This is a genomic window from Rhodococcus sp. MS16, from assembly GCF_013277795.1.
GTDB lineage: Bacteria > Actinomycetota > Actinomycetes > Mycobacteriales > Mycobacteriaceae > Rhodococcus_F > Rhodococcus_F globerula.
The window spans coordinates 251,634-278,383 of record NZ_VBTM01000004.1; the positions used below are offsets into that span (position 1 = coordinate 251,634).

Genomic DNA, 26,750 nt, shown 5'->3' on the forward strand with positions numbered 1-26,750 from the left:
TAGTAGGTAGCCCCACGAAAGACGCGGGGCACACACGGGGCTGAACGGTTTCGACTGCGTGTGTTGAGTTAGGGGAAGCGTGTCGGTGCAGGCAAGAGACCACCGTAAGCGTCGCTGCAAACCTATAAGCGCCGATTCCAATCAGCGCGACTACGCTCTCGCTGCCTAAGTAGCGAAGCGTGTCTGTCAGCCCGGGGTTGCCCTCGACCCGGATCCTGGCATCAGCTAGAGGGCTTTACTGTTCGGCTCGGTCACGGAGTTGGATGGGACATCAAACAGTGACTGGGATCGTCATCCTGGCTTGTTCGCGAGACTGGGAGATCCAAGTAGAGACTTAGCGAACTGCACACGGAGAAGCCCTAGCGATTCAACGTAGGACCCGGGTTCAATTCCCGGCAGCTCCACAAAGAGGCAGGTCAGACACTCGGAAGCGGGTGTAGGGCCTGCCTCATTTTTATGCCCGACAATGGCCCGATCAACACTTAGGTATGCACCCTGCCCGTCACGCTTTATGCTGCCTAGCCGTTGAGGAGCACACTGACTGCGTGGTCCAGGTGCAGGGGGTCGCCGCCCCAGTTCGGAATGATCGCATTGTCCGGGATTTCGCCGCGCAGGAGTTGATCGGCCAAACCGCTGATCGGAGGGGCCGGATCGATGACATCGCCGTTGAGCGTCCGGAACTCGAACTGTTGATCGCCAAGAGCAGTAATGGCGAACTGGCCGCGATGTAGCGCTCGGTGGCAGGTCCCGCACAGCAGGATCAGGTTGTCGAGGTTGGTTTCTCCGCCGCGGCCCCAGAATTGCACGTGGTGAGCGTGCAGAAATCTGGTTCGACCGCATCCTGGTGTCCGGCAGCTTCCGTCACGGTAATTCAACGCCAACATTTGTTTGTGACTGGTGACGCGGGTCTTCCGGCCTAGATTGAGCACGCATTGCTTCTTGGTCTTGGCCAGGCGCAGGTGGGCGTTACAGAGGACTTCCTCGGAATCGTTGTCGGGGAGTGCAGGTCCGCCAGGAACCCGGAGGTTGTCGTGTTCGTGGAAAAATACCACTTCGGCCGAGTTGCTGACGCCGCTCGCGTTGTTTGTCGGGGCCGTGGCAGCTATTTCGGCCATCGCGAGGAGCGCCGGTCCGATGTCGCCGGGTGGTTTTTTCGCAGCGTTCTGCTGAGTGATCGGCTCGTCCGATAACGCGGTGGCGTCATCGTCATTGTCGATCTTGGGCTCGTTGCCGGGTGACGGCATTGCTGTCTGTGTTCGTTCACGTTCTGCCGAGGTGAGTGCGGCGAGGATACGGGCGCCGTCCTGTGCAGCGAGGCGACCTTTGATGACAAAATCGCCCGTGTCGGGGTCCCAATGCCAGCGGACTTGAAAGCGTTCAGGCGCTTTACTTTTGCCGGATTCGTTGTCGGCGACTTTGCGTAACCCGGCAGTCAGACGGTCGATCTGTGCGGCAGGTGCTTCGCGGCCGAGTCGGACCATCTGCTTCTCGTTTGAGGGAGTTGTGACTCGGGTAAGTGCGCGAACCTTCGAGTAGGACAAATTGCCTTGTTCGAACGCTTTCCGCATCGCGGGCAAAGGGCGGAGTGCTTTGGCGACACGAACGTATTCGCGTCCGGTGTGCAGGCTCATGCCACATTTCCAGGAGAGCCAGTGAGCGCATGAATGTAGGCCGGGACCGGCCCAGCCTCGTTGTTCGTCGAAGTCGGCGAGCAGCGTGAGGAATCGAGCGGTCGCTGCGGCGATTTGTCCAGCTAGTGCGCAGATTTCCACGCCGATGTTGTCGACGGCTTCACGCTTGGCCGCGAAGCCCATGACGTGATCGGTATCTCTGTCGGTATCTCTGTCGAGCTTGTCTGTGTCCATGCCAACCCCCCGGTTCGAATGTTCATTCGACAGTAGATCGAGGCACCGACAGATTTCGAAAAGCGTCCCCGCGGGGACGCTTCCGATCAAGAGAAGAAATCTCGCTAAGCCCCAATCCGCCAGGCTTTCGGTGCCGAATGCCCTATATGACGCTTCAGCATCGGACGCCCTATCGGGACGATCGCCACCTCACAGTGATGGTTCTGCCTGGTGGGAAGGTTTCGAGTCACCGCCGTTCGCGATTCTGGCATCTGTCGAACCTCCGGATGCGCCCGTTCTCGGCTGCGATTCGGCAACGTGGATTCGATGTCGTGGCGGTCAGGTATCGAACACGTGGGTGGAACGGTCGGGAGCAGAGCCCGGTTGCAGATGCGCGGCAGGTACTCGATCGGATCAAGGCACAAAACTCTGACGCGCAGGTCATTCTGCTCGGACATTCGATGGGTGGCCGGGTAGCCGCCGCTCTGTCGGGTGACGCGGCAGTCGTAGGAGTCGTCGCGCTGGCGCCATGGTGGCCGGCAGGGACGGACATCGGGCTGCGACAGGGTTGCCTGCTGCGGGTAGTTCACGGTACGGCGGATCGCTGGACCGACCCGGATGCTTCCCAAGCGGCGGTCCAGCTAGCGCGTAGATCCGGTCTCGACGCCGAGTGGATCGGCGTCGAAGGTGCCGGGCACTTCATGCTGCGCCGGCTATCACTGTGGCATCGACTGGCAGTAGATGCGGTCTCGGAAATAGCAGTGGTCTCGCAGAGCGCAGAGAAAACAAACGAAGCGAAGGCAGGAGAGCGACGATGAATTCGGGTGGACGGAGTTCGGTGAAGCGGAGTTCTGACAAGCGCAAGGTTGCTGTCGTCGGCAGCGGTGTCGCAGGTCTTACAGCGGCGTGGGTGCTGAGCAAGGACAGTGAGGTCACGCTCTACGAAGCCGATTCGCGGCTCGGCGGTCACGCCGATACACATGCGGTGACCGATCCTGAAGGTCGCAACTTCGCCGTCGATACAGGCTTCATCGTGCATAACGACCGCACCTATCCGACGCTGTTGAGATTGTTCGCCGAATTGGGTGTCGTGACACAGGAATCGGACATGAGCATGTCGGTCCGCTGCGAGGGTTGTGGCCTCGAGTATTCCGGCGGACAGGGTTTGCGCGGGGTCCTGCCAACGCCGGGACTGCTGGTGAACGGCAGCTTTCTGTCGATGTTGATGGAGGTCAAGCGGTTTCATCGACGAGCGCGTGCACTGCTCGAGCAGTCCGAGGACTCGACTGCCTCGACTGCCTCGACTGCCTCGACTGCCTCGACGCTCGATCAGACGCTCGGCGTATTCCTGCGTAACGGCAGATTCTCGGACTACTTCACCGCGCACTTCATGACCCCGCTGGTATCCGCGGTGTGGTCGTGTGACCCGTCGGCCGCTCTCGAGTATCCGGCGCGGTACCTCTTCGCGTTCCTCGATCACCACGGCATGCTTACTATCTCCGGTTCGCCGACCTGGCGGACGGTAACCGGTGGTTCGGTCGAGTACGTGAAAGCTGTGGCACAGAGCATCAGTGCCGTTCGCCTGAACACGCCGGTTCACGCGGTGTACCGGCACGATGATTCAGTCGAGATTCGTGGGGGAGATGATCGGCTCGAGACATACGACGCGGTGGTAATCGCGACGCATCCGCAGCAAGCGCTGAAGATTCTCGCCGATCCTACGGCCACGGAGCACGAGGTTCTCGGGGCTATGCCGTATTCGATCAATCACACCCAATTGCACACAGACGAGACTGTGCTGCCCGACAATTCGAATGCGCGGGCGTCGTGGAACTACTACCTGCCGCATTGCGATGCGAGGCCAGATCACGTGCTCGTCAGCTACGACATGACCCGGTTACAGCGTCTACCGGAGACCGGTCGACGGTACATCGTGACTCTCGGTGGCAAGGACATGATCGCCGCGGATTCCGTCATCGACCAGATGACCTACGAGCATCCGCAATACACGCCGACTTCCGTTGCAGCTCAAAGCCGGCTTCCCGAGTTGGACTCGGATGTGCTTGCTTTTGCAGGCGCGTACCACGGGTGGGGTTTCCACGAGGACGGTGCATTGTCGGGTTTACGTGCCGCAGAGCGGGTCGGAGGTCGGTGGCAGTGACCGGGCCGATTACACCGTCCATCGTCTACACGAGTATTCGCCACGTGCGAACAGAACCGCTGCACAACACATTCGAGTACAAAAGCTACAGCTGGCTCGTAGATGTGGACAAGTTGCCGCATTTGCCGAAAGCATTGCGTCCCTTGGCGAGGTTCACGGCTGCAGATCATCTCGGCGATCCCACCCTATCGATTCGCGTAAACGTCGAGTCGTTCTTGCGGGCCAACGGAATCGAGTTCGGCGGCGGCCGGATCCTCATGCTCGCGAATGCGCGTGTACTCGGCTATGTGTTCAACCCGTTGAGTGTGTTCTGGTGCCTGAATGACGATGGCGCCGTGCGGTGTGTGGTGGCTGAAGTTCACAACACCTATGGTGAGCGGCACTCCTACCTGCTCGAGACCAACGACAATGGTGCGGCACGCACGCCGAAGGAGTTCTACGTCTCGCCGTTCAATGACGTTTCCGGCGAGTACCGGATGAGGCTACCGCTTCCCAAGGAATCGGTGGAGCTGTCGATAGTGCTTGCCAGACCGGATCAGGCACCCTTTGTCGCCACGGTACGTGGTCGATGTGTTCCGGCCACCGCGGGCGTGATAATTCGAAGCTTTCTCGCGATTCCGACTGCACCACTGAGGGTCTCCGCGCAGATTCGATATCAAGGCATCAGGTTGTGGGCCAGACGATTACCGGTAGTTCCACGGCCGCAACATCAACCGCAGGAGGCAGTGTGATGACAACCGTGATGACAACAATGACTCGTAGCGCTGAGGTCGAACGCTGGCCAGGAGTTGCCACCGTTCCCAGCGGCCTCAAGGTGCGGGTGGCGTCGCCGGTTGCACGGGCGCTGTTCCACAAGGCGGTGGCTCGATTGCCGCTGCGCGTGCAGATGCCGGGGGGTGAGTACTCCGGTGGTGAGTTCTCCGGCGGCGGTGGACCCGATTCGCCGTTGATGGTCATTCATCGCCCGGATGACTTTGCTGCTCGGGTGGGCGACAGTGGTCTGATCGGATTCGGTGAGTCGTACATGGCGGGTGACTGGGAAGCCTCCGATCTCACCGCAGTCCTGGAAGTTTTTGCCTCTCGCGTGGCGACACTGATTCCAGACTTTCTGCAGCGGTTGCGTGGCCTCTACATTCCCAAGCAGCCACGCAGTGAACACAATTCGACGCAGAACACCCGCTCCAACATCTCGCGGCACTACGACCTCTCGAATGAGTTGTTCGAACTATTCCTCGACGACACGATGACCTATTCCAGTGCCTTGTTCGACGACCGGTCAGTAGGGGACTCCCAGTCATGGGACGTGTTCGCAGCCGCCCAGCACCGCAAAATTGATCGGTTGCTGGACGGTGCGGGCGTCGGGCCTGGTTCGCGAGTGCTTGAAATCGGCACTGGGTGGGGAGAATTGGCGATCCGAGCAGCCCAGCGTGGTGCGACGGTGCGTTCGGTGACGCTGTCGGTGGAACAGCAGGAACTGGCAGCCAAGCGGATAAGCGCTGCGGGACTGGCGGATCGCGTTCAGGTCGACCTTCTCGATTACCGGCAGGTGCAGGGGGAGTACGACGCAGTGGTGTCGGTCGAGATGATCGAGGCGGTCGGCCACCAGTACTGGGGAAGTTACTTCCAGAAGATCGACTCCCTGTTGGCGCCGGGTGGGCGTGCCGCGATCCAAGCAATCACGATGCCGCATGATCGGATGTTGGCTACCCGCAACACCTATACATGGGTGCACAAGTACATCTTCCCGGGAGGCTTCCTGCCCTCCATACGGGCGATCGAGGACGTCACTGAACGCATGACCACTCTTCGTGTGCGTGAACGCATGTCGATGGGTGATCACTACGCGCCAACGCTCCGCCTCTGGGATGAGCGGTTCAGTGCCCGCGCGGAGGAGGTCGCAGCGCTCGGATTCGATGACGTATTCACCCGCATGTGGCATTTCTATCTCTGCTATTCCGAAGCGGGTTTCCGTTCCGGATATCTCGATGTGCAGCAAGTGATTCTCGATCGGAGGAACCCGCGATGACCACCACGATAGATCGATCGATACAAGGCGCCGGCGTTGCTGGTCGTCTGTCGGAAATCCTCAGTCCGCTTGTCGGCGGCGAACTTCCGGTTCGGCTGACGGCGTGGGACGGCAGTGCAGCAGGGCCGGTCGATGCGCCGAAAGTGACGCTTCACAGCGCAAACGTGCTGCGACGACTCTTGTGGAATCCCGGCGAGTTGGGTGCGGCGCAGGCGTATGTTCTGGGCGAACTCGACGTCGAAGGCGATCTTGGCGAAGCACTCACGCATGTGTGGAAAGTGTCTGCCGAGCGTGGGCTGGGGTCGATCTCGCCGTCACCGTCGGTTATCCTCGCCGCGGTTAAGGCCGCGAGATCCTTGGGGGTGTTCGGGCGCCGGTTGCCACCTCCCGTGTCGCAGGCGCGGGTCAAGGGTCGCTTGCACAGTATGTCGAGGGATCGGGCGGCGATCGGTCATCACTACGACTTGTCGAACGACTTCTATTCGCTGATCCTCGACCAGAACATGGCGTACTCCTCGGGGTACTGGACTTCCGATGCACCGGAATACACTCTCGAAGACGCTCAGAAGGACAAGCTGGACTTGGTATGCCGCAAGATCGGACTCGATCGGGCGCGCGGGCAACGCTTACTCGACGTTGGTTGCGGGTGGGGTTCGCTGAGCGTCCACGCAGCTCGCGAGTACGGTACCCACGTTGTCGGAGTGACGATCTCGGCGGAGCAGAAGGCGTTTGTCGACGCGAGGGTCCGATCGCTCGGCCTCGAAGATCGGGTCGAGATCCGACTGCAGGACTACCGTGAAATTCCGGACGGACCCTACGACGCCGTCGCGTCGATCGAAATGGGCGAGCATGTCGGCGAGGACAATTACCCGACGTATGTGAAAGCGCTGCACGACAATGTGATCGAGGGTGGTCGCGTGCTGATCCAGCAGATGTCGCGGACCGGGCCGCATCCGGGTGGTGGGCCATTCATCGAGTCGTTCATTGCGCCCGACATGTATATGCGTCCAGTTGGGCGCACCGTGGCGATGATCGAGGAGGGTGGGCTGGAAGTGCTTGACGTTCAAGCGCTTCGGGTGCACTACGTGCGCACAGTCGACTCATGGATCGAGACGTTCGAGTCCAACTTCGATCGTGTCGTCGAGCTGGTCGGCATGGAGGTCGCCCGGGTGTGGCGTCTCTACCTCGTCGGCGGTGGCATGGCATTTCGTGACGGGCGGATGGGTGTGGATCAGATTCTTTCGGTGAGGCCGTCATGTCTTCGATGACGCTCGGTCCGATGTTGTTCGCGAGCTTTCTGGCGGTTGTCGTCACGATGGCGGTTACGGCGTCGATCGGTATACGTATCGGCCGGCACAATGTTGTCGACGTGTCCTGGGGTGTGGGCTTTGTCGTCATTGCCGCAGTATCGGCAGTAGTCGGTGCGGGCGATCTGTGGCGCCGTCTACTGATGCTCGCGTTGGTCGGCATCTGGGGCCTGCGATTGGCGTGGCACATGGCTGTGCGCTCGCGCGGTAAGGGCGAGGACCCTCGGTACGAGCAGATGCTGGGAAAGGCGTCCGGCAGTCGAACTCTGTATGCGATACGGAAAATCTATGTGACGCAAGGTATCTCCCTGTGGTTTGTGTCGCTGCCGATTCAGGTCTCCGCAGTGTCGTCAGGTGGGTTCAACCTGTTGGTACTCCTGGGAATCGTGTTGTGGCTGGTCGGTGTGACGTTCGAGGCGGTCGCCGATCGTCAGATGGCCGAGTTCAAATCCGATCCCGGCAGTTGCGGGCACATCATGGATCAGGGACTGTGGGCGTGGACGCGTCATCCCAATTACTTCGGTGACGCCTGCGTGTGGTGGGGCATATTCCTCGTCGCGGCATCGGTATGGCCAGGAGTGTTGACGGTTCTCTCACCGATTGCGATGACATATTTTCTCGTGTTTGCGACCGGCGCGCGACTTCTCGAGCAGCACATGGCGCACCGCCCCGGTTATCGTGAGTACCAGGAGCGGACGAGCTACTTTATTCCGCAGCCGCCGAAGTAGGTCTGGCTCAGAAGTGGGTCTGGCTCAGTAGTAGATCTGGCTCGAGCGAGTGAGGAGCGCGAATGAGTGAACTGGGCTTGCCGGCGGCTATCGGAGCGGTGGCCGCCGGTGGTGCGCTCGGGGCGATGACGAGATACGGGTTGGGCGAGTGGTTTCCCCATATCTGGACTACTCTCGTGATCAATGTCGTGGGGTCGTTGATCCTCGGAGTGCTTGCGGCACTGCTGATTCACGACAAGGTCTGGTACATCTTCTTGGGCACGGGATTCTGCGGTGGCTTCACGACGTTCTCGTCGTTTGCGGTTCACGCGGTTACCGAAAGTCCGATGCGATCTATTCTGTACGTCCTCGGCACTTTGATTCCGGCGATCTTGGCCGCAGCGTGGGGCAGAGCCCTTGGCGAGCGCTGGATGCGTCGTAGTGAGGGGGCGAACGTATGACCGTTCTCCTCGTAGCGATCGGCGGAGGCGCCGGAGCGACCGGTAGGTACCTGCTCGCGAAATACGTCCCGACATACCGGGGATTTCCGGCAGCAACATTCGCGGCTAACGTCCTGGGTTGCTTTCTCCTCGGATTGTTTACCGGCGCAACACTCTCCACCGCTATGGCGGCCTTGCTTGCAACCGGGTTCTGCGGCGGTTTGTCCACGTACTCGACGTTTGCGACCGAAAATGTAGGCATGCTGGACAAGCGTCAGACGGCGATGTCGCTGGTGTACATCATCGCCAGTCTTGTCGTTGGGCTGAGCGTCGCCTGGTTGGGAATTCAGATCACAGGGTAGAGAATGAGCGGCAGTCGTGTCGGCTGCGTAGTCGACCACCGGGCTTAGGGGGATTCGTGGCGCACGAACGAGCAGGACAGGTGGCGCAACCACAGGATTTGATCGACGTTCCGCACTTGGTTTCCGCGTATTACACACGGACACCTGATCCTGAGGATCCGATGCAGCAGGTGCTGTTCGGGACGTCGGGGCATCGGGGTTCCAGTCTGGACGGCGCGTTCAACGAAGCGCATATCCTGGCAACGACGCAGGCGATCGTGGAGTACCGCGCATCGCAGCGCATTGACGGGCCGTTGTTCATCGGCCGCGACACGCACGCGTTGTCCGAGCCGGCCTGGCTGTCTGCGCTCGAAGTTCTTGTTGCCAATGACGTAGTGGTGCTGGTTGATTCGCGCGACGCCTATACCCCCACACCCGCTGTGAGTCACGCGATTCTGCGATACAACTCCACCGCGCCCGAGGCCAAGGCCGACGGAATTGTCGTGACGCCTTCGCACAATCCGCCCCGTGACGGTGGGTTCAAGTACAACCCGCCCCACGGCGGCCCAGCTGATACCGATGCCACGTCGGTCATCGCGGACCGTGCCAACCAACTGCTCCGCGACGGACTGGCCGGCGTCCGGCGCGTCACGACGGAACAGGCGCTGGCCAGGGTCGAGCGGTACGACTTCCTGCGCTACTACGTCGACGACCTGCCGTCGGTGCTCAACCTCGACGCGATTCGCGACGCGGGTATCCGCATCGGCGCAGATCCGCTCGGCGGCGCGAGTGTCGACTACTGGGGAGCCATCGCCGAGACTCATCACCTCGACCTCGAGGTCGTCAATCCTCTGGTCGATCCGACGTGGCGATTCATGACGCTCGACACCGACGGCAAGATCCGCATGGATTGCTCCTCGCCTGACGCGATGGCGTCGTTGATCGGTATTCGGGATCGCTACGACATCGCCACCGGCAACGACGCGGATTCCGATCGGCACGGAATTGTCACCCCCGACGGCGGTTTGATGAACCCCAATCACTATCTGGCCGTTGCCATCGAGTACCTCTTTGCTCACCGCCCACAGTGGGCTGCAGGCACGAAGGTCGGGAAGACCCTGGTCAGTTCGTCGATGATCGACCGCGTTGTGAACGGACTGGGACGCGAACTCCTGGAGGTACCCGTCGGCTTCAAGTGGTTCGTACCCGGGTTGCTCGACGGTTCGGTCGGGTTCGGCGGCGAGGAAAGCGCGGGAGCGTCCTTCTTGCGTCACGACGGTTCGGTGTGGACGACGGACAAGGACGGCATCATTCTTGCGCTGCTCGCGTCCGAGATCACGGCGGTGACCGGCAAGACGCCGTCGGCGCACTACACGGCGTTGACCGAGAAGTTCGGTAGCCCCGCCTACGCCCGCATCGACGCGCCCGCGAGTCGCGCGCAGAAGGCGGTACTGGCAAAACTGTCACCGGAGCAGGTCACCGCGACGGAACTGGCGGGGGAGCCGATCACCGCGGCTCTGACGGCAGCGCCCGGAAATGGCGCCGCGATCGGCGGATTGAAGGTGACTACCGAGAACGCGTGGTTTGCGGCCAGGCCGTCGGGAACCGAGGACGTGTATAAGATTTATGCCGAGTCGATGAAGGGCGCCGATCATCTGGCTCAGGTTCAGTCGGCAGCGAAGGACTTGGTGTCAGGTGTCTTGAACGCGAACTAGCTCGCGGCCCACTCGTGTCGCCCGGCTAGAATCCCGGGCGACATGAAAACTCGCGCAGCCAGGCTGCCACAGGAAATCTGGGTGCTGGTTTCCGCCAGCTTCGTCATCGCTCTCGGATTCGGCATCGTTGCCCCGGCGCTACCGCAATTCGCCCGCAGCTTCGATGTATCGGTTACGGCCGCCACAGTCGTCATTTCGTCGTTTGCATTCATGCGCTTGGTGTTTGCGCCGATGAGCGGCACCTTGGTGCAGAAACTCGGCGAGCGCCCGGTGTACATCCTGGGACTGTTGATCGTCGCGTTGTCCACCGGAGCGTGCGCGTTTGCGCAGGAGTACTGGCAGCTGCTGTTGTTCCGGTCACTCGGTGGTATCGGTTCCACCATGTTCACCGTGTCGGCGCTAGGTTTGCTTATCCGGATGTCGCCGCCCGACCATCGGGGACGCGTATCCGGTCTGTATGCGACGAGCTTCCTGATGGGCTCGATTACCGGTCCGATATTTGGCGGCGCGCTGCTGCAGTTCGGCCTGCGGATGCCGTTCCTCATCTATGCGGCAACTCTGGTCATCGCAGCCGCTGTAGTTTTCTTCAGTCTGCGCGGTTCACATCTTGCGTCGCCGGACAAAGGTGCGTCAATCACACCGATGACGTTGTCGGAGGGACTACGTTCGCCGGTCTATCGCGCTGCTCTGGGCTCGAATCTGGCATTCGGTGGTGTCATTTTCGGCGTCCGTGTCGCGATGGTCCCGCTTTTTGTCGTTGAGGCTCTCGGTCGTGAAGACTCGGTGGCCGCATATGCGCTGGCAGTTTTTGCGGTCGGAAATGCGCTGGTTCTGACCTTCTCGGGTCGGCTCTCGGACAAGTACGGACGTAAACCGTTTGTGCTTGCCGGGCTGGTTGTCTGCGGCGCCGGCACGATGGCGATCGGATTCACGCACAACTTGGTGGCGTTTTTCCTGATTGCTGCCGTGACGGGCGCGGGCTCCGGTTTGATGAGTCCGTCGCAGCAGGCTGCGGTTGCCGACGTCGTCGGGTCCAAGGCGCGCGGTGGTCCCGTTCTGGCGGTGTTCCAGATGATGTCCGACGTTGGTGGTGTGGTCGCGCCGATCTGCGCCGGACTACTGGTTGAGCATTTCTCGTACTCGGCAGCCTTCGCGACGATGGGAGCTGTGGTGATCATTGCGAGCGTGGGTTGGCTGCTGGTGCCTGCGAAGGCTGTGACCGCGAAAACAGTCAGTTCCGAAGTCCCTCTGTAGGCTCGGCTCGTGGCTATTCGCATCGTGAGTCTTGTGGCCCGCTTGGGTTTGGCAGCCGTGTGGCTGATTTCGGGTGGCATCAAATTCCTCGATCCCGTTCAGACGAAGATCGCCGTCCGGGCGTATCAATTGTTGCCCGAGAGCCTGGTCGGCCCCGTGGCGATTGCGATGCCGTTGGTCGAGATCGTTCTCGGATTACTGCTGCTCGTTGGCCTCGCCGTACGAGCGTCGGCTGCAGTGTCGGTTCTCATGCTGGTTGTGCTCATCAGCGTGATCATCTCGGTCTGGGCACGCGGATTGTCCATCGACTGCGGCTGTTTCGGGGGAGGTGGAGCTGCCGACGTCGACGCGTGGGACTACCTCAGCGAGATCCTGCGCGACATCGGATTCCTGGCATTGGCCCTGTGGTTGTGTTTCTTCCCACGGTCACCGCTCGCATTGGGACAGGGATCACGTACCGCATTCTCAGTTGAAGCACAGTCTTCAATGGCAAGGTGAATACCCGGGGAAGGTAACCCCTCGGTAAAATCGTTTCGACGCACGAAGGACTGCATCAGCGTGAGCGCCAAGAACAACAAGTACAAACCGGAACCGGTGTCGAGTCGGTCCACTTATGTCATCGGTGGAATCGCGGTCCTGGTGATCGCAGCCCTCGTCATCGGCGGTGTCCTGTGGCAGTCGAGCAAGAACAAGGTGCAAAACGACGGATACGGCTCGGTTCAGAACTCCGAGGTGGTTGTCACCGTGGAGGACAACGGCGTCGTGCTGATCGGAAAACCGGACGCACGTACCACTCTCGACATCTTCGAAGACCCGCTGTGCCCGGCGTGCGCTGCACTCGAGCACTTGAGTGGCCAATCGGTATCGGCAGCTATCGACGCCGGTGACGTTGCTGTTCGCTATCACATGCTCAACTTCCTCAACCGGGCATCGAGCAGCGGTGATTACTCCACCCGCGCGGGCGCCGCATTGCTGTGCGTCGCGCAGGACGGCGACGCGATTGCCTACTCGAATCTGCACACCACACTCTTCTCTCCGGACAACCAACCGTCTGAAGGCGGCAAGAGTGATCACACCAACGACGATTTGGCTCGGATAGCCGGCGAAGCCGGTGCATCGGATGCAGCTACTACGTGCATCTCCTCTGGAGCCAACGTGGAGGCCGCTGCGGCCAATGCTGCTGCAGCCAGCGAGGCACTCTCCGCAGCCGGCGGAACGGGCACCCCGACGGTTATCGCCGACGGCAAGATCGTCAGCACCAAGAACAGTGACTGGGTTTCGCAGTTCACCTCCTGAAGCAGTGTGCGGCCGCTCTGAAACCCGGAGCGGTCGCACCAGCTTGACCAGGCGATTTGTTGCTCACCGCGCAAGTGGTGTAACTTTCTTCAAGCAAGCGGCAAGCAGAACAACCGCCTGCGAGTTCGAACTGAATACGGGGCTATGGCGCAGCTGGTAGCGCACCACACTGGCAGTGTGGGGGTCAGGGGTTCGAGTCCCCTTAGCTCCACCAAAAAGAGCAGGTCAGACAAAATGTCTGACCTGCTCTTTTTTGTCGTTTTCGGCCGTTAGCTCAATGCCCGCTCGAGTGCCTCGCCCGTAGCAACGGCGTACGGGGCCCGCAGAATGTCTTCGTGCGATCCGGCTACATCCTCGAAAGTGATCTGGCCGGTGGCGATGGCCGACCAATCGTGTGCATCCTGTCGGTTGTCGTCGCCGCGGATGACCACAACAGAACCGCGATACGGGCTTGGCGCGTACTTGCGCAGGGACGCCAGTCCGCGATGGTAGAAGAGGTACCACTGCATCGACGGGTCGAACTGCATGATGCCCGCGACTTGGTACCGGAGCCAGATACCCAGAACCGATGTTTTCGAGGTCCGGGCTCGGGCATTGAGCACCGGCTCGCCGGATTCCGATGGAGCCGGCGGCTCAGTGGTGTCAGGCCGCGGCCCGATCATGTTCTCCCGCAACCGAGTGTCCAGAATGACAACGTGTTCGACGATCTCGCCTTCCGCGTGGAGGCGATTCGCGATTTCGAGGGTGACAAACCCGCCGTGGGAGTAGCCGCCGAGCACATACGGGCCGTGCGGACGGACCTTCCTGATCTCACGGATGTATCGGTCGGCCATCTTGGCAACGGTGCGATCGGGGAGCCCGCGAGATTCCATCCCGTGTGCTTGCAACGCGTACACAGGTCGATCACCGGACATCGCCTGCACCGTCGCGAGAAAGCTCAGTGCAGGCGCACCGGCTCCGGTGATCAGGAAGAGCGGAGTTCGGGAACCGCTCGTGGCAAGGGGAACAAGCACAGATGCCCGGCCTTCGTCACGCTTCTTGTTGCGCAGCATCGCGTCGACCAGCGCGGCGAGTTCGCGGATGGTGGTGGCGCCGGCAAACTGGGCGGCGCTGACGGTGACCAGTACAGCGGCTCGTAGTGCGGCGAGCATTTCTGCGGCAGCGAGTGAATCTGCGCCGAGGGCAAAGAAGTCGTCGTCACGGTCGAGTGATTCGATCCCGATGATCTTGGACCAGACGATGGCCACCCGAAATTCGGTGATGGTCTCGAGAGTCGGCGTGGCGGTGGAGGTGGAGGTAGCGACCGGCGCCGGTGTCGGCAGTGCGTTGCGATCGATCTTTCCGCGTTCGTTGCGGGGAATCGAGGCCAGCATCACGATGTGGCGGGGAACCATCCAGCCGGGCAGGCTCAGAGATACCGCGCGTCGAATCTCCGCGGGAGACAGAGCAATTCGCTGTGAATCACTCACGACGTATGCGCAGAGCTCTGGGTGGTCGTTCTCGGTCCGAACGATCACGGCCGCATCGACGACGCCGGCCACCGCGCGGACGGCGACGTCGACTTCGGTGGGTTCGACAAGGTATCCACGAATTTTCACAGCATCGTCGAGTCGGCCTTTGAGTTGCAGTTCGCCGTCCCTGTCGATGCATCCGCGGTCGCCGGTGCGATACAGGCTGATGCCGTCGCCCAGCGGTGTGAATCGTTGCGCTGTCCGCTCCGGGTCGCCGTGATAACCGTCGGCCAAGTCGCTGGAAATGACATGGATTTCGCCGATCTCGCCGTCGGGCAGCTGGTTGCCCTCGGAATCGACTATCCGGACTTCCTTCCCGTCACGTGCTCGACCGGCGGGGACGATGCCCGCCGGGAACGTGGCTGCGGGAGGAAAGACGTTGTAGGCGACGACCCCCGTTTCCGTGGTTGCCATCCAGTTGACATAGGTCACGTCCGCGAACCCGCGATCACGGTGACGTTGGTAGTCGTCGCCGTGAACAGCCTCGCCGTAGGTAACGACAACGCGTAGGGAACTCTGGGGATCTGCGCCCGGTTCGGCGGCATTCTGCTGCGTCCACGCCCGCAGGAACGACGGAGCGCAATGAGCTGTGGTGATCGAGTTTCTGCGGAGCCAACTGCCCAGGGTGGAACTGCCGTCGACGCGGGGGTCCCAGCAATACACGGTGACACCGCTCATCAAACCCATGATGAGTGCGGTGATACCCGCGCCGAAGCTGACGGGCAGAAGGTTCCCGATGTGATCGTCCGGTCGGAGATCGATGGCGGCGGCAAGTTCGTCCGCCTTGTTCAGACACATCGAATGGCTGAGCACCACTCCCTTGGGTGCGCCGCTGGTGCCGGAAGTGAATGCGATCATGGCTGGATCGGAGCTCAGTGACTCGAGTGCGTTGCCGAAACGGAACGGAGTGGCAGCGGCGTGTTCGAGGATTGTCGCGATGGAGACCGCGCCCGACGTGGACAGGATGTGCTCGCGCCTGGCCGGCGGCAGCTGCGGGTCGATCATGACGAGTGGCCGACCGGAGATCAGTGTGGCAAGGATGCGGACAACGGCCTCGGCGGTGGGGTCGAGTTCGACAGCTACCGGACAGCGGCCGTGCGGCCCGCGAATATCGAGTTCACGCGCGAGTGCGTCTGCGCGGACTTCGAGATCTGCGAACGTGATCTGATCCCGTGGGGTGACGACGGCAACGGTGTCGTGCTGCATAGAGGTGACGCGGCGCCACCGCGATTCGATGGTTTCGTCGATGACGGCATACCGCGTCCGTTCGAGCCCTAGATCGACCACGTTCATGTCTGACGCTCCGTTCCAGCTATCAGTTACTTATTAGCAAAGACTACAGAAGGTTGGGTATCGAGGTCTATAACAAACCAAAAGTAGTTTTCCATACGACCAATCCGCGGGACCATCCGCTCCGAATGTCAGGCGAGAAAACAAACGAACGGAAGGCAATGACATGAAGTGGTCGGGGAGATGTGCGATTGCGGCAGTCGGAGCGGGTGTCGGTATGGCGATGACGGCCATGCCGGCGCAGGCAGCTCCGATGTCAGCGGACTTGTGGGGGGACTTGTGGCAGCCGTTGGCACCCGTCGAAAAATTGGATGTCGAACGCTACGTCGGCGACTGGTACCAGCTGGCAGCGGTGCCTCAGCCGTTCAACCTGATGTGCGCCAAGGACACCCGGGCGCGATACGAGGTGCTCGACTCGTCGAATGTGAGCGTGCAGAATACGTGCACGACCTGGGCTGGGGACCAGAGCGGCATCGCCGGTAATGCCCGGGTTACCGATACGCAGTCCGCAGCGCAACTTCATGTCAGTTTCCCGGGCGTACCTTTTCAGGACGGACTGGACGGGCCGCCCAACTACATCGTCACCTACATTGCCGACGACTACTCGTGGGCACTGGTGGGTGACCCGCTTCGAACGTCCGGGTTTGTATTGTCGCGTTCACCCGCAGTCGATGCCGCGGGGTGGAGTGAGATACGCCGAGTTGCCGAGAGTCGCGGGTACAACGCATGCACGATCGTGACGTCACCGACAACCGAAGGCAAGAAGGAGATTCAGCCGCTCTGCACAATCTGACGGCCCGCTAGGATTGCGTGGTGCCTAGGATTTCTTGGTGAAAAAACAGATTCCCGTGATCGTCGTCGCAGGATTTCTGGGTTCGGGAAAGACGACGCTCCTCAATCACCTTCTGCACAACAACAACGGTGTGCGCATCGGGGTCATCGTCAACGACTTCGGCTCGGTCAACATCGATTCGATGATGGTGGCCGGCCAAGTCGACTCGACGCTCTCACTGAGCAACGGGTGCCTGTGCTGCGCGGTCGATGTCTCCGATATGGACGAGATGCTCGACAAGTTGGCGCACAGCCAATCCGAGATCGACGTCATCGTCATCGAAGCCAGCGGGCTGGCGGAGCCGCGCAACATGATCAGGTTGGTGCTGGGCAGCGAGAATCCGCGGGTCGTGTACGGCGGCCTGGTTGTTGTAGTCGACGGGGCCAACTTCCGATTGACACGTAGCACCCATCCCGAGCTCGATCAGCACGTCGGGTTAGCGGATCTACTCGTCGTGAACAAGATCGACTGCGTCGACTCTGCGGAACGCGAGGTCTTCACGGAGGTGATTCGTGGGCTCAACCCCCGAGCGCCGATTGTGGACACGACTCACTCTCGCGTGGACCCAGCTCTGCTGTTCGATTTCGCGGCCGCGCCGCAGCCGTTACCTGGTCAGCAGATGAGCCTCGACGAACTGCTGCGCGACGATCATCACGACCACATTCACACCCACTACGAGGCAGTCGATTTTGTGTCCGACACGGCGCTCGATGCGCGCGCCGTCACAAAATTTCTCGAGAACCAACCGGCCGGTGTGTACCGGATCAAGGGGTTCGTGAACTTCGATATCCGGGGTTACACAGGCAAATTCGAAGTACAGACAGTGGGTGATCACGTGCGAATCACACCATTACGGTGGAAGGCCGGCGAGCCGCGGACTACACAGTTGGTCGTGATCGGCAGCGGCATGGACAGTGCGGTCGTCCGGGACACGTTGAGTGAGTGCATACGCGTCGAGGGAGTCGAGTTGCACCCCGATGCGATGCTGGGATTGCACCGCTATACCGTCGGAGCGTGAGTGAATCAGCTGTATCTGTGTACGAAGCGATCCGGCGCCGGCGCGACGTGCGGGCAGAGTTTTCCGGTGAGGTTATTCCGGACGATGTGCTGATGCGCATCCTCGACGCGGCACATCGGGCGCCGAGCGTCGGGAACACGCAGCCGTGGGATTTTGTGGTGGTCCGCAATCCGGACACGCTCTCGACATTTGCCGCGCACGTCGCGGAGGCGAGGGTCAATTTTGCTCAGTCTCTGCCTGACGATCGGCGCGAGACGTTCGACCCCATCAAGATCGAGGGGATCACGGAAAGCGGTACCGGGATCGTTGTCACCTACGACCCGTCGCGCGGAGGCCCCAACATTCTCGGCCGTCACACGGTCGACGACACCGGCTTGTTCTCTGCAGTTCTCGCAATTCAAAACCTATGGCTGGCCGCGGTTGCCGAGGACATCGGCATCGGGTGGGTGTCGTTCTACGACGAGGAATACCTCACCGAACTGATGAACATTCCGGCTCCGGTGAGGCCCATTGCCTGGCTGTGCATCGGGAAAGTAACTCAGTTCCAACAGGTTCCGGATCTCGAGCGCTTCGGATGGAAACAGCGCCGGCCATTGGCCGACGCTGTCCATTTCGAAACCTATTGAGTTGTCCGCTCGCGGTTAGCGGGCGGCGGGCCGTCCACCGGTACGGGCCCGGCCTGCGCCGCCGGACCGCGCGCCACGAGACTGACCACCCTGGCCACTGCGAGCCTGGCCGCCCTGACCTGAACGTGCCTGGCCGCTACGAGCCTGACCGCCCTGACCGGAACGGGCCGGACGAGATCCGCGGCCGCCGCCCTGCGGTGCCACCGGAGCCTTGGGTGCGGGGGTGACATGCGGTGCGATGTCGCCGACAAGCTTCACGACGTGCTCGGAGTTCGCAGTCGATCGAACGGGCGTCACCTTGATAGCTGCCTTGCGCATGAGGATCGCGAGATCCTTGCGCTGCTCGGGCAGGACGACGGTGACTACGTCACCGGCGCTGCCGGCGCGAGCGGTACGGCCACTGCGGTGCAGGTACGCCTTGTGCTCGGCCGGGGGATCGACGTGCACAACCAACTCGACGTCGTCGACGTGAACGCCGCGAGCGGCAACGTCGGTGGCAACCAGAACGCGAGCCTCGCCGGCGGAGAACGCGGCAAGGTTGCGATCGCGGGCAGCCTGCGACAGGTTGCCGTGCAGGTCGACGGACGGAATGCCCGACTCGGTGAGCTGGCGAGCCAACTTACGAGCCTGGTGCTTGGTGCGCATGAAGAGGATGCGTCGGCCGGTGCCGGACGCCAGCTTCTCCACCAGAGCCTTCTTCGCTTCGACGCCGTCGACGTCGAACACGTGGTGCGTCATCGCGGCGACGGGGGAGTTGGCCTCGTCTACCGAATGCATGACCTCGTTCTTGAGGAAACGCTTGACGAGCTTGTCGACGCCGTTGTCCAGGGTGGCGGAGAACAGCAGTCGCTGGCCGTCGGCCGGAGTGGACGAGAGAATGCGGGTGACAACGGGCAGGAAGCCGAGGTCGGCCATGTGGTCGGCCTCGTCGAGGACCGTGATCTCGACGGCGTCGAGGCTTACGAACTTCTGCTTCATGAGGTCTTCGAGGCGACCGGGGCACGCGACGACGATGTCGACTCCGGCCTTGAGTGCCTGGACCTGACGGTGCTGCGAGACGCCACCGAAGATGGTGGTGACGCGCAGGTCGTAGGCCGCGGCAAGCGGCTCGAGGGTTGCGGTGATCTGGGTGGCGAGCTCGCGGGTCGGCGCGAGAACCAGTCCGAGCGGGCGGCCCGGACGACGCTTGCCGCCGGCCAATTCACCCGCGAGGCGCGAGACCATGGGGATGGAGAAGGCAAGCGTCTTACCGCTGCCGGTCTTTCCGCGGCCCAGGACGTCGCGTCCCGACAGAGTGTCGGGGAGGGTGTCGATCTGGATCGGGAAGGGGGAGGTGATTCCGCCGTCTTCGAGTGCTTTGACCAGCGGCGGACGTACACCGAGGGAAGCGAAGGTAGCGGTAGTGGTGACAGTCGAGGTGTCGGACAAGTGTGTTCAGAGCCTTTCGGGGCACTTTGCGTGCCCGGATGCCGACACGGCAAAACAGCCGTATCTGACAATCAAGCACAGTGGTGGCGGCGCTGCCGGTCGGCAGGCTTCTTCGCCGTAAGAAGTGCGGGTGCGTTAAGCACTCTTCGCGAACTGAAGTTGCGTTCTTTCGACGCTGGGTGCCCACTTTCGGACACCTAGTGATGCTAAGTCTACCTGGACCGCGCGGCTTCTCTACAACCCGACCCACTCGGAAACGCCACTGGCGAAGCGCTGACGCTTCCAGATCGGCACTTCGGCCTTGATTCGTTCCACCAGTTCGGCGCACGCTGCAAACGCTTCCGCGCGATGTGGGGCAGCGACCGCGGCAACCAAAGCGTGGTCGCCGATCTCGAGATGTCCGACGCGGTGAATCGCTGCGACGGGTAGGCCGGTAGAAGCCGACACTTCCTCGCAGCAGGTGCGCAGAAACCGTTCGGCGTCGGGGTGTGCCTGGTACTCGAGGGCTGAAACAGCTTGGCCACCATCATGATTGCGCACCGTGCCGGTGAAGACGACAACTGCGCCGTTCTTCGGTCCGGCGACGGCAGCGTCGACGGTGGCGGCTTGAATCGGATGTTCGGAAATTCGTGCGAGCAGTTCAGTCATCGTGCATTCCTCCGCCTGCAACCTGCGCGAGCAAGTGATCGATGATGGGGTCGAGGACGGCAAGTCCGTCCTTCACGCCGCCCGGAGATCCGGGCAGATTGACGATGACAGTGCGCTCTGTGAGTCCTGCCACTCCGCGGCTGAGCGAGGCGTGTGGGGTCTTTTCGAGCCCCTTTGTGCGGATCGCTTCCGCGATTCCCGGTAGTTCGCGGGTGAGAACGGCAAGCGTCGCTTCGGGCGTGGCATCAGTGGGAGAAGCGCCGGTTCCGCCGGTGCTGATGATCAGGGCTGGGGAACCGGTTCTGGCGTCGTCGATGCCCGCGGCGATGTCGGCGTCGGCGTAGACCAGTGGGCCGCGCACTTCGAAATCGCGATCCCGGAGCCATTGTTCGATGACCGGGCCGGTTGTGTCGGGGCGGGTCCCGGCGGCGCCACCGGTAGACGCGACAAGGACGGCCGCGGTGCGCGTGGTGTCGAATGTGTTTGGGGCAGTGCCAGATTCAGGAGCCGGGTCGCTCTCGCGCGTCCAATGTCCGCGTTTACCGCCGTCTTTGGTGAGCAGGCGGACGCCGTTCATGGTGGCAGCGGGGTCAATGGCTTTGACCATGTCGTGCAACGTGAGCCCGGCCACGGCAACCGCTGTCAGCGCCTCCATCTCGACGCCCGTCTGCCCGCGAGTCTTGGCCGTAGCTTCGACGGTGATCGAGGTCTCGGTGAACCCGAACTCCACTTTGACGGACGACAACGCGAGTTGATGACACAGCGGAATGAGCTCGGACGTCTTCTTTGCGCCCGCGATGCCGGCGATCCTTGCTGTCGGGAGGACATCGGCTTTGGGCATTCCGTCGGCCCGGACGAGGCGAATGACCTCCGCAGTGGTGACCAGTTCACCTGCGGCCACCGCAATGCGCGTCGTCTCGGCTTTTGCGCTCACGTCGACCATGCGGGCGCGGCCCTCGCCGTCGACGTGTGTCAGTTCGGTCATTGAAAGTCCTTACCGTCCTTTTCAGTTGCAGCGTTTCAGTTGCAGCGTTTCAGTTCCAGGCAGAGAGCGGAATGACGCTTACCGGTGTTCCGGCATCAAGTTCGGTGACGTCGGCTGGAATGTCGAGAAGTACGTCCGCCCAGGCCATCATGGCAACAAGATGGGAGCCGGTGCCGGACACCGGTTCGACGCCCTCGCCGGAGCGTCGTCCGCGGAGGAACTGGCGCTTGCCGGGGATTGATCGCAGCGCGGCAGTCAAGGGGCGACGTTCGGATGCGATGGGTGGCAGTCCGGCGGCGCGTCTGATGTTCTTGCGTGCAAACACTTCGAACGACACCATTGTGCTCACCGGGTTTCCTGGGAAGCTCAGTATCGGAACCTCGTTGACCACGGCTGAGCCCTGCGGGCCGCCCGGCTGCATCGCGACGTGACCGAACGCAGCACCGAGGGGTTGCAGCGTTTCCTTCACGACCTCGAAGTCGCCCATGGACACACCGCCGGAGGTGAAGACAAGGTCTGCGACAGATGTTGCGTACGAGAGTAATTCGCGGAACACATCCGGATCGTCGGTGCTGCGGGCGATGGATACGACGTCGGCCCCGTTGGCGCGGGCCAAGCTCGCCAGGGCGGGCCCGTTGGAGTCGTAGATCTCGCCGGGGTTGAGTTGTGTTCCTGCGCTTTTCAATTCGGCGCCAGTAGTGATGACGGCGACCCGTGGCGGTGTGTATGTGATGACAGTTGCTGCGCCAACGGCCGCGAGTGCCGCGATGTGCCGCGGTTCCAGGCGAGTGCCTTCTCGAACCAGGAGCATGCCAGCCGTGATGTCGCTTCCGCGTTCACGGACGAACTCTCCGGCGGCGCGTCCACGGTTGATCGTGACGGCGTGCTTCGAGTCGCCGATGGTGTCTTCGACCGGGACGACGGTGTCTGCGCCTTCGGGCATGGGCGCGCCGGTCATGATCCGAAATGCCGAGCCCGCGAGATGTTTCGGGGGAGTGCCACTACCCGCTGCGAGAACTCCTCGCACAGCGAGTGTGACGGGCGTGTTGCGTACGGACTCGGCGTCGACGGCGTAGCCGTCCATTTGCGAATTGCGGAACAGAGGAAGATCGACAGGGGAGGTGACGTCCGCCGAGACTATCGACCCCAGCGCCTCGGTGAGGGGCAGGGCGGTGGGTGCCAAAGTGTGCAACCCGGCCAGCAATCCGGATACGTGCTCTTGATGGTCTTCGACGGAACGTGCGCTCACAGCGATAGCCTCGACATGGTCCGATTCTAGATGGTCTGGTTCCAGGTCGAGTGATACGAGTGACACTTCCCGTTGCCCGCTGCGCCATACTGGAGTGATGTGGAACCTGGTGCAGCGATGACTCCGGTGGTGGTGGGGATCCCCACTGTCCGGAGCAATTCTGTCCGTGGCAATCCCGCGTCGATGACGGGCCGGCCCGACACCGACGTATTGATCGACAAGTTCGGGCGCGTTGCCCGTGACTTGCGAATCTCGATCACCGAAAAGTGTTCACTGCGTTGTACGTATTGCATGCCCGAGGAAGGCCTGCCGGTCATTCCCACTGAAGATCTGTTGTCCACCGAAGAGATTGTTCGCGTTGTAGGTATCGGAGTAGATCGTCTCGGCATTCGAGAAGTTCGTTTTACCGGCGGCGAACCGTTGATGCGCAAAGATCTCGAGAAGATTATCTCCGGCTGTGCTGAGCGTGTTCCCGGAATTCCTTTGGCAATGACTACTAATGCCGTCGGATTGGAACACCGCGCGCAGCAATTAGCGGCAGCCGGATTGACCCGCGTCAATGTCTCTTTGGATTCAGTGGATCGCGCGCATTTTGCAGAACTGACGCGCCGCGACAGACTGCCGTCGGTGTTAGCGGGAATTCACGCTGCGGCGCGAGTAGGTCTGGCTCCACTGAAAGTGAACGCCGTTCTTATGCGTGAGACGTTGAGCGGGGCGGCGGAGCTTCTCCACTGGTGCGTGGACGCCGGCGTGGAATTGCGATTCATCGAGCAGATGCCCCTCGACGCCGATCACACGTGGGCGCGAGAGAACATGGTGACCGCCGAGGAACTTCTCACCGTATTGGGCACTCGATTCACTTTGACCGCGATCGGGCGTGACGACCCCAGTGCGCCGGCCGAGGAATGGAAAATCGACGGCGGTCCGGCGACGGTGGGAATTATCGCTTCGGTGACTCGATCTTTTTGCGCCGACTGCGATCGGACACGTATGACAGCCGAGGGAACTATTCGGTCATGTCTGTTCAGCGATCGTGAAGTGGACCTGCGAGCAGCACTGCGTTCAGGCGGCGGTGACGATGAGATCGCTGATCTGTGGCGGGGCGCAATGTGGAACAAGTGGGCAGGTCATGGGATTGCGGCAGAAGGCTTTGTGCCGCCGGAGAGAAGTATGGGTGCAATCGGTGGCTGATTCGGAATCGATGTCGGTTCGATACTTCGCTGCAGCCGCAGACGCGTCGGGGTGTCGTAGCGAGACACTCGCGCTGCCGCATTCAAGCACGCTCGCTGATCTTGTTGCTGTTCTGTCTGACAAATACGGCCCCGACATGAAGCGCGTTTTGTCCGTTTCTGCGTATCTCGTCGGCGAGGAATTGACGCGTGATACCGGTCGCGTCGCGGGGCCTGCGGTAGACATTTTGCCGCCTTTCGCGGGCGGCTAGAGCTGTCGATCAAAATAAACCTCAAAATTCTTTTGCGGTTTACTGTCGCTGACAGGTACCGACCTAAATGATGAGATCGGATGTCCTAAGAGGCCCGGTATGACGTGTTGATCCGATTTGCGACGCAGCTTCGTTGTGCTGGTCAGCGCATTTTACCTCGGTGTTTGACTGACATTTGATTGTCGTTCTGATTAGTCGGAATTGTCTGACTGAACTCATACTTTTGGGGGATGTAACATTTTTGGTATCCAGGTAGATGCGTCATTCACATGAATGACAAGGGATTTTCCGAGTCAGAATTTTCGCCAAATTCATGTGTTACCTTTTGTCGTAATTCCCCCCGTGAATGGTGAAAGGTACTTACATGTCCCGCAATTCCACACGTCGTCTCGGTTTCGCTTTTGCTCTCGTCGGCGCAGCAGCGCTGACGGCTCCGGCACTTGCCGGAGCGACCACCGGCTCACTCGGTTCTTCCGATGCCCCCGCCGCAGGCTTCACCTGCTCGGCACTGTCGACCGAGACAACCCCCAATGGCTGGGGCATTCCGTTCGACGACGAGAAGAAGCAGGTTGCCTTCTACTCGGACACCGATGTCCTCGATACGGATGGTTCACTGAAGCTGGAGATCACCGCACCCTCGCCTGACAACCGTTCGGTGTCGTACCACTCCGCCGGCTCGATCAAGCTCTCTGACGCCGTCAAGACGGAGATCGGCTTCGCGGAGAAGGCAGCCAGTTCACAGGCATCGTTCCAGCTGCGTCTGAGCGGCACCACGAACCCGGCTGACAATGGATTTGCGACCGTGTACTGGGTAGCAAACGGAAACGACTCCGTTGACACCACCAACGGCGGAGCACACACCAACATCCAGAACGGCAAGTGGATCAGTACCCGTGACATCGGCGGTGCCCCTAAGAACGTTCCGACGGACCTCGCGGCAATCGCCGCAGCAAACCCCGACGCTACGGTTGAGCATTACGGCGTCAGTATCGGTCGCGCCGATGCCGGGCTGACCCACGTCGACGCCGTGAAGTTCAACGGTTGCACCACCAACTTCGCGCTGAAGGACGAGCCTGCCGGCCCGTTCGGCAGCCTGGGCAACATCTTCGGCAGCCTCTCGGCCAGCTGATAACAGCAGAACGAAGCACGGCGCCCACCTTCCTCTCGGAAGGTGGGCGCCGCGTGCATGTAGGTGGGGCCTGGCCGGCTAGCGCCACCAGGTGTCGAGCGGGGTAACCGGAACGGTCCGCTTGTGACGGGTGTTCAAGTACATCTTCTCGAGTTTGTCGGATACCTCCGTGGAGACGTCCTTGCCTTCGAGGTAGTCGTCGATCTGGGCGTAGGTAAGGCCAAGCGCCACCTCGTCGGGGAGGGCGGGGCGGTCGTCTTCGAGGTCTGCGGTGGGCACTTTGCGCCACGTGCTCTCGGGCGCGCCCAGTTCCTGCAACAGTGCGGCGCCCTGCCTCTTGCTCAGGCCGGTCAGCGGTGTGATGTCGACTCCGCCGTCGCCGAACTTGGTGAAGAATCCCGTGATGGCCTCGGCAGCGTGATCGGTGCCGATCACGATGTACCCCAATTGGCCGGCGATGGCGTACTGGATCATCATGCGCTCCCGAGCTTTGATGTTGCCGCGCACGAAGTCTCGCAGTTCACCGTCGCCTAGGGCCTCGGAAGCTTCACGGGCTGTGGCGTCGGCTCCTGGCTTGACGTTGACGGTCAGGCTGCGGTCGGGCTTGATGAAACCGAGCGCGATCTGCGCGTCGGACTCGTCGGCCTGCTCGCCGTACGGCAATCGAACGGCAACGAACTCGGCGTCGTGGCCCTCCTCACGCAGTTCTGTCACCGCGCGCTGAGCGAGCGCACCGGTCAGTGTGCTGTCCTGCCCGCCGCTGATGCCCAGCACGTATCCCTTGGCAGGAGTGGACAGCAGATAGTCCTTCAGGAACTGAACCCGGGTGCGGACTTCGGCCGCCGGCTCGATGGACGGCTTCGCGCCTAGTTCGTCGATGATGCTCTCGCGCAATGTGGCCATGAGGGAACTTTAGCGACCGGTATCGTCTCGCGCATGAGTGCGAAGAAAGTTCTGGTGGTCAGCGCAACCAAGGCGGAGGCGGCGTACGTTCCGCAGGAGTTCGAGTTGGTGATCACCGGTATCGGAAAGGTCAGTGCGGCAACGGCAGTCGCGTCGGCGCTGGCACGGTTTCTTCCCGGAGAGTTGCCGTTGGTCGTCAATATCGGCACTGCAGGCGCGCTGCACGTGCATCACGGCGGGTTGTTCGTGCCGGGTGTCGTGATCAATCACGACATCAGCAGTGCGGCGATCAGATCGTTCGGCCACGAGGTTGTGGATCGACTGGCCTTAGTCGACGGCGACGATTCGGTTCTGGCCACCGGCGACGCGTTTGTCTCCGACGCGGCCGTCCGGGATGCGCTCGCGCAGCGGGCCGATCTGGTGGACATGGAAGGTTTTGCGGTCGCCTACGCGGCGCGGGCCGCCGGTGCTCGGTGCCGGTTGGTCAAGCATGTGAGCGATCAGGCTGACGATTCCGCTCTGGACTGGCCGGCCCAAATCGATGCCAGCGCCCGCGAATTGGGGCGCTGGCTGGCCGAGAACGTCTGAGTCGGACTCGT

General features: G+C 61.5%; 26 protein-coding genes, 1 tRNA gene and 1 other RNA gene. 21 read left to right on the forward strand and 7 right to left on the reverse strand.

Annotation, left to right across the window (positions count from 1 at the left end):
* Positions 1-36: 36 nt before the first annotated feature.
* Positions 37-407: a transfer-messenger RNA gene (gene ssrA / locus FEZ60_RS10660) on the forward strand.
* Between the two features lie 111 nt (positions 408-518).
* On the opposite strand, the gene FEZ60_RS10665 is transcribed toward ssrA, so the two are convergent.
* A complete protein-coding gene (locus FEZ60_RS10665; protein ID WP_242484542.1) occupies positions 519-1,865 on the reverse strand; it encodes an HNH endonuclease signature motif containing protein in 1,347 nt (448 codons plus the stop codon).
* Positions 1,866-2,011: 146 nt separating this feature from the next.
* On the opposite strand from FEZ60_RS10665, the gene FEZ60_RS10670 reads away from it, so the two are divergent.
* From FEZ60_RS10670 to FEZ60_RS10730, 13 genes are all read left to right on the forward strand, one after another.
* A complete protein-coding gene (locus FEZ60_RS10670) occupies positions 2,012-2,662 on the forward strand; it encodes an alpha/beta fold hydrolase (RefSeq protein ID WP_045070458.1) in 651 nt (216 codons plus the stop codon).
* A complete protein-coding gene (locus FEZ60_RS10675) occupies positions 2,659-4,005 on the forward strand; it encodes an FAD-dependent oxidoreductase (protein WP_172936082.1) in 1,347 nt (448 codons plus the stop codon). The genes FEZ60_RS10670 and FEZ60_RS10675 overlap by 4 nt, the downstream gene beginning before the upstream one ends.
* A complete protein-coding gene (locus tag FEZ60_RS10680; protein WP_045070455.1) occupies positions 3,996-4,736 on the forward strand; it encodes a DUF1365 domain-containing protein in 741 nt (246 codons plus the stop codon). The genes FEZ60_RS10675 and FEZ60_RS10680 overlap by 10 nt, the downstream gene beginning before the upstream one ends.
* Complete coding sequence (locus FEZ60_RS10685; protein ID WP_242484543.1) at positions 4,736-6,031, forward strand: cyclopropane-fatty-acyl-phospholipid synthase family protein; 1,296 nt, start codon at positions 4,736-4,738, stop codon at positions 6,029-6,031. The genes FEZ60_RS10680 and FEZ60_RS10685 overlap by 1 nt, the downstream gene beginning before the upstream one ends.
* Positions 6,028-7,299: a cyclopropane-fatty-acyl-phospholipid synthase family protein gene (locus tag FEZ60_RS10690; protein ID WP_172936083.1), complete on the forward strand. Its 1,272-nt coding sequence runs from the start codon at positions 6,028-6,030 to the stop codon at positions 7,297-7,299. The genes FEZ60_RS10685 and FEZ60_RS10690 overlap by 4 nt, the downstream gene beginning before the upstream one ends.
* An 11-nt stretch (positions 7,300-7,310) precedes the next feature.
* Entirely contained in the window at positions 7,311-8,066 is a 756-nt protein-coding gene (locus FEZ60_RS10695; RefSeq protein WP_242484564.1) for a DUF1295 domain-containing protein, read from the forward strand.
* 62 nt (positions 8,067-8,128) lie between these two features.
* Positions 8,129-8,506, forward strand: coding sequence for a CrcB family protein (locus tag FEZ60_RS10700; RefSeq protein WP_116101523.1), 378 nt, complete (start codon positions 8,129-8,131; stop codon positions 8,504-8,506).
* Positions 8,503-8,847: a fluoride efflux transporter CrcB gene (gene crcB / locus FEZ60_RS10705; protein WP_033231120.1), complete on the forward strand. Its 345-nt coding sequence runs from the start codon at positions 8,503-8,505 to the stop codon at positions 8,845-8,847. Before FEZ60_RS10700 ends, crcB begins: the two co-directional genes overlap by 4 nt.
* A gap of 56 nt (positions 8,848-8,903) precedes the next feature.
* On the forward strand, positions 8,904-10,541 hold the full coding sequence (pgm, locus tag FEZ60_RS10710; protein ID WP_045070447.1) for a phosphoglucomutase (alpha-D-glucose-1,6-bisphosphate-dependent): 1,638 nt from the start codon (positions 8,904-8,906) through the stop codon (positions 10,539-10,541).
* 42 nt (positions 10,542-10,583) lie between these two features.
* The gene (locus FEZ60_RS10715; protein WP_045070444.1) at positions 10,584-11,795 is read left to right on the forward strand and encodes an MFS transporter; all 1,212 of its coding nucleotides are present in this window, start codon (positions 10,584-10,586) and stop codon (positions 11,793-11,795) included.
* A gap of 9 nt (positions 11,796-11,804) precedes the next feature.
* Positions 11,805-12,293 carry a MauE/DoxX family redox-associated membrane protein gene (locus FEZ60_RS10720; protein ID WP_033231117.1) on the forward strand — a complete coding sequence of 163 codons (489 nt, stop codon included), beginning with the start codon at positions 11,805-11,807 and terminating at the stop codon, positions 12,291-12,293.
* Positions 12,294-12,353: 60 nt separating this feature from the next.
* Complete coding sequence (locus FEZ60_RS10725; RefSeq protein ID WP_033231116.1) at positions 12,354-13,091, forward strand: DsbA family protein; 738 nt, start codon at positions 12,354-12,356, stop codon at positions 13,089-13,091.
* A gap of 138 nt (positions 13,092-13,229) precedes the next feature.
* Positions 13,230-13,305 (forward strand) — tRNA-Ala (locus FEZ60_RS10730).
* Between the two features lie 55 nt (positions 13,306-13,360).
* Here FEZ60_RS10730 and FEZ60_RS10735 read toward each other — a convergent pair.
* Complete coding sequence (locus tag FEZ60_RS10735) at positions 13,361-15,895, reverse strand: alpha/beta fold hydrolase (RefSeq protein ID WP_033231115.1); 2,535 nt, start codon at positions 15,893-15,895, stop codon at positions 13,361-13,363.
* A 163-nt stretch (positions 15,896-16,058) separates the two neighbouring features.
* Between FEZ60_RS10735 and FEZ60_RS10740 the strand changes: the two genes are divergently transcribed.
* Genes FEZ60_RS10740 through bluB form a run of 3 tightly spaced genes read left to right on the forward strand, consistent with a single transcriptional unit; the run spans position 16,059 to position 18,368 of the window.
* Positions 16,059-16,685 (forward strand): lipocalin family protein, encoded by a 627-nt coding sequence (locus tag FEZ60_RS10740; protein WP_045070442.1) that lies wholly within the window; start codon positions 16,059-16,061, stop codon positions 16,683-16,685.
* A 34-nt stretch (positions 16,686-16,719) separates the two neighbouring features.
* The gene (locus FEZ60_RS10745) at positions 16,720-17,742 is read left to right on the forward strand and encodes a GTP-binding protein (protein WP_116101519.1); all 1,023 of its coding nucleotides are present in this window, start codon (positions 16,720-16,722) and stop codon (positions 17,740-17,742) included.
* Positions 17,739-18,368 (forward strand): 5,6-dimethylbenzimidazole synthase, encoded by a 630-nt coding sequence (bluB, locus tag FEZ60_RS10750; protein WP_033231112.1) that lies wholly within the window; start codon positions 17,739-17,741, stop codon positions 18,366-18,368. The genes FEZ60_RS10745 and bluB overlap by 4 nt, the downstream gene beginning before the upstream one ends.
* A 15-nt stretch (positions 18,369-18,383) precedes the next feature.
* On the opposite strand, the gene FEZ60_RS10755 is transcribed toward bluB, so the two are convergent.
* The 4 genes from FEZ60_RS10755 to glp all read right to left on the reverse strand — a co-directional run bounded on the left by FEZ60_RS10755 (position 18,384) and on the right by glp (position 22,678).
* Complete coding sequence (locus tag FEZ60_RS10755; protein ID WP_033231111.1) at positions 18,384-19,796, reverse strand: DEAD/DEAH box helicase; 1,413 nt, start codon at positions 19,794-19,796, stop codon at positions 18,384-18,386.
* Positions 19,797-20,030: 234 nt separating this feature from the next.
* Positions 20,031-20,444 carry a molybdenum cofactor biosynthesis protein MoaE gene (locus FEZ60_RS10760; protein WP_033231110.1) on the reverse strand — a complete coding sequence of 138 codons (414 nt, stop codon included), beginning with the start codon at positions 20,442-20,444 and terminating at the stop codon, positions 20,031-20,033.
* On the reverse strand, positions 20,437-21,429 hold the full coding sequence (gene moaCB / locus FEZ60_RS10765) for a bifunctional molybdenum cofactor biosynthesis protein MoaC/MoaB (protein ID WP_172936085.1): 993 nt from the start codon (positions 21,427-21,429) through the stop codon (positions 20,437-20,439). Before moaCB ends, FEZ60_RS10760 begins: the two co-directional genes overlap by 8 nt.
* Positions 21,430-21,478: 49 nt before the next feature.
* Complete coding sequence (gene glp / locus FEZ60_RS10770) at positions 21,479-22,678, reverse strand: gephyrin-like molybdotransferase Glp (RefSeq protein ID WP_172936086.1); 1,200 nt, start codon at positions 22,676-22,678, stop codon at positions 21,479-21,481.
* 117 nt (positions 22,679-22,795) lie between these two features.
* Between glp and moaA the strand changes: the two genes are divergently transcribed.
* The 3 genes from moaA to FEZ60_RS10785 all read left to right on the forward strand — a co-directional run bounded on the left by moaA (position 22,796) and on the right by FEZ60_RS10785 (position 25,248).
* Positions 22,796-23,869 (forward strand): GTP 3',8-cyclase MoaA, encoded by a 1,074-nt coding sequence (gene moaA / locus FEZ60_RS10775; RefSeq protein ID WP_045071132.1) that lies wholly within the window; start codon positions 22,796-22,798, stop codon positions 23,867-23,869.
* 10 nt (positions 23,870-23,879) lie between these two features.
* Positions 23,880-24,119: a MoaD/ThiS family protein gene (locus FEZ60_RS10780; protein ID WP_033231481.1), complete on the forward strand. Its 240-nt coding sequence runs from the start codon at positions 23,880-23,882 to the stop codon at positions 24,117-24,119.
* A gap of 364 nt (positions 24,120-24,483) precedes the next feature.
* The gene (locus FEZ60_RS10785; RefSeq protein WP_172936087.1) at positions 24,484-25,248 is read left to right on the forward strand and encodes a hypothetical protein; all 765 of its coding nucleotides are present in this window, start codon (positions 24,484-24,486) and stop codon (positions 25,246-25,248) included.
* A 78-nt stretch (positions 25,249-25,326) separates the two neighbouring features.
* Here the strand turns inward: FEZ60_RS10785 and nadE are convergent, their stop codons facing one another.
* Positions 25,327-26,151 (reverse strand): ammonia-dependent NAD(+) synthetase, encoded by an 825-nt coding sequence (gene nadE, locus FEZ60_RS10790; protein ID WP_045070429.1) that lies wholly within the window; start codon positions 26,149-26,151, stop codon positions 25,327-25,329.
* Between the two features lie 33 nt (positions 26,152-26,184).
* Here nadE and FEZ60_RS10795 point away from each other — a divergent pair, with 33 nt between their 5' ends.
* Positions 26,185-26,739, forward strand: a complete 555-nt coding sequence (locus FEZ60_RS10795) for a nucleosidase (RefSeq protein WP_045070428.1) — start codon at positions 26,185-26,187, stop codon at positions 26,737-26,739.
* Positions 26,740-26,750: the final 11 nt, after the last annotated feature.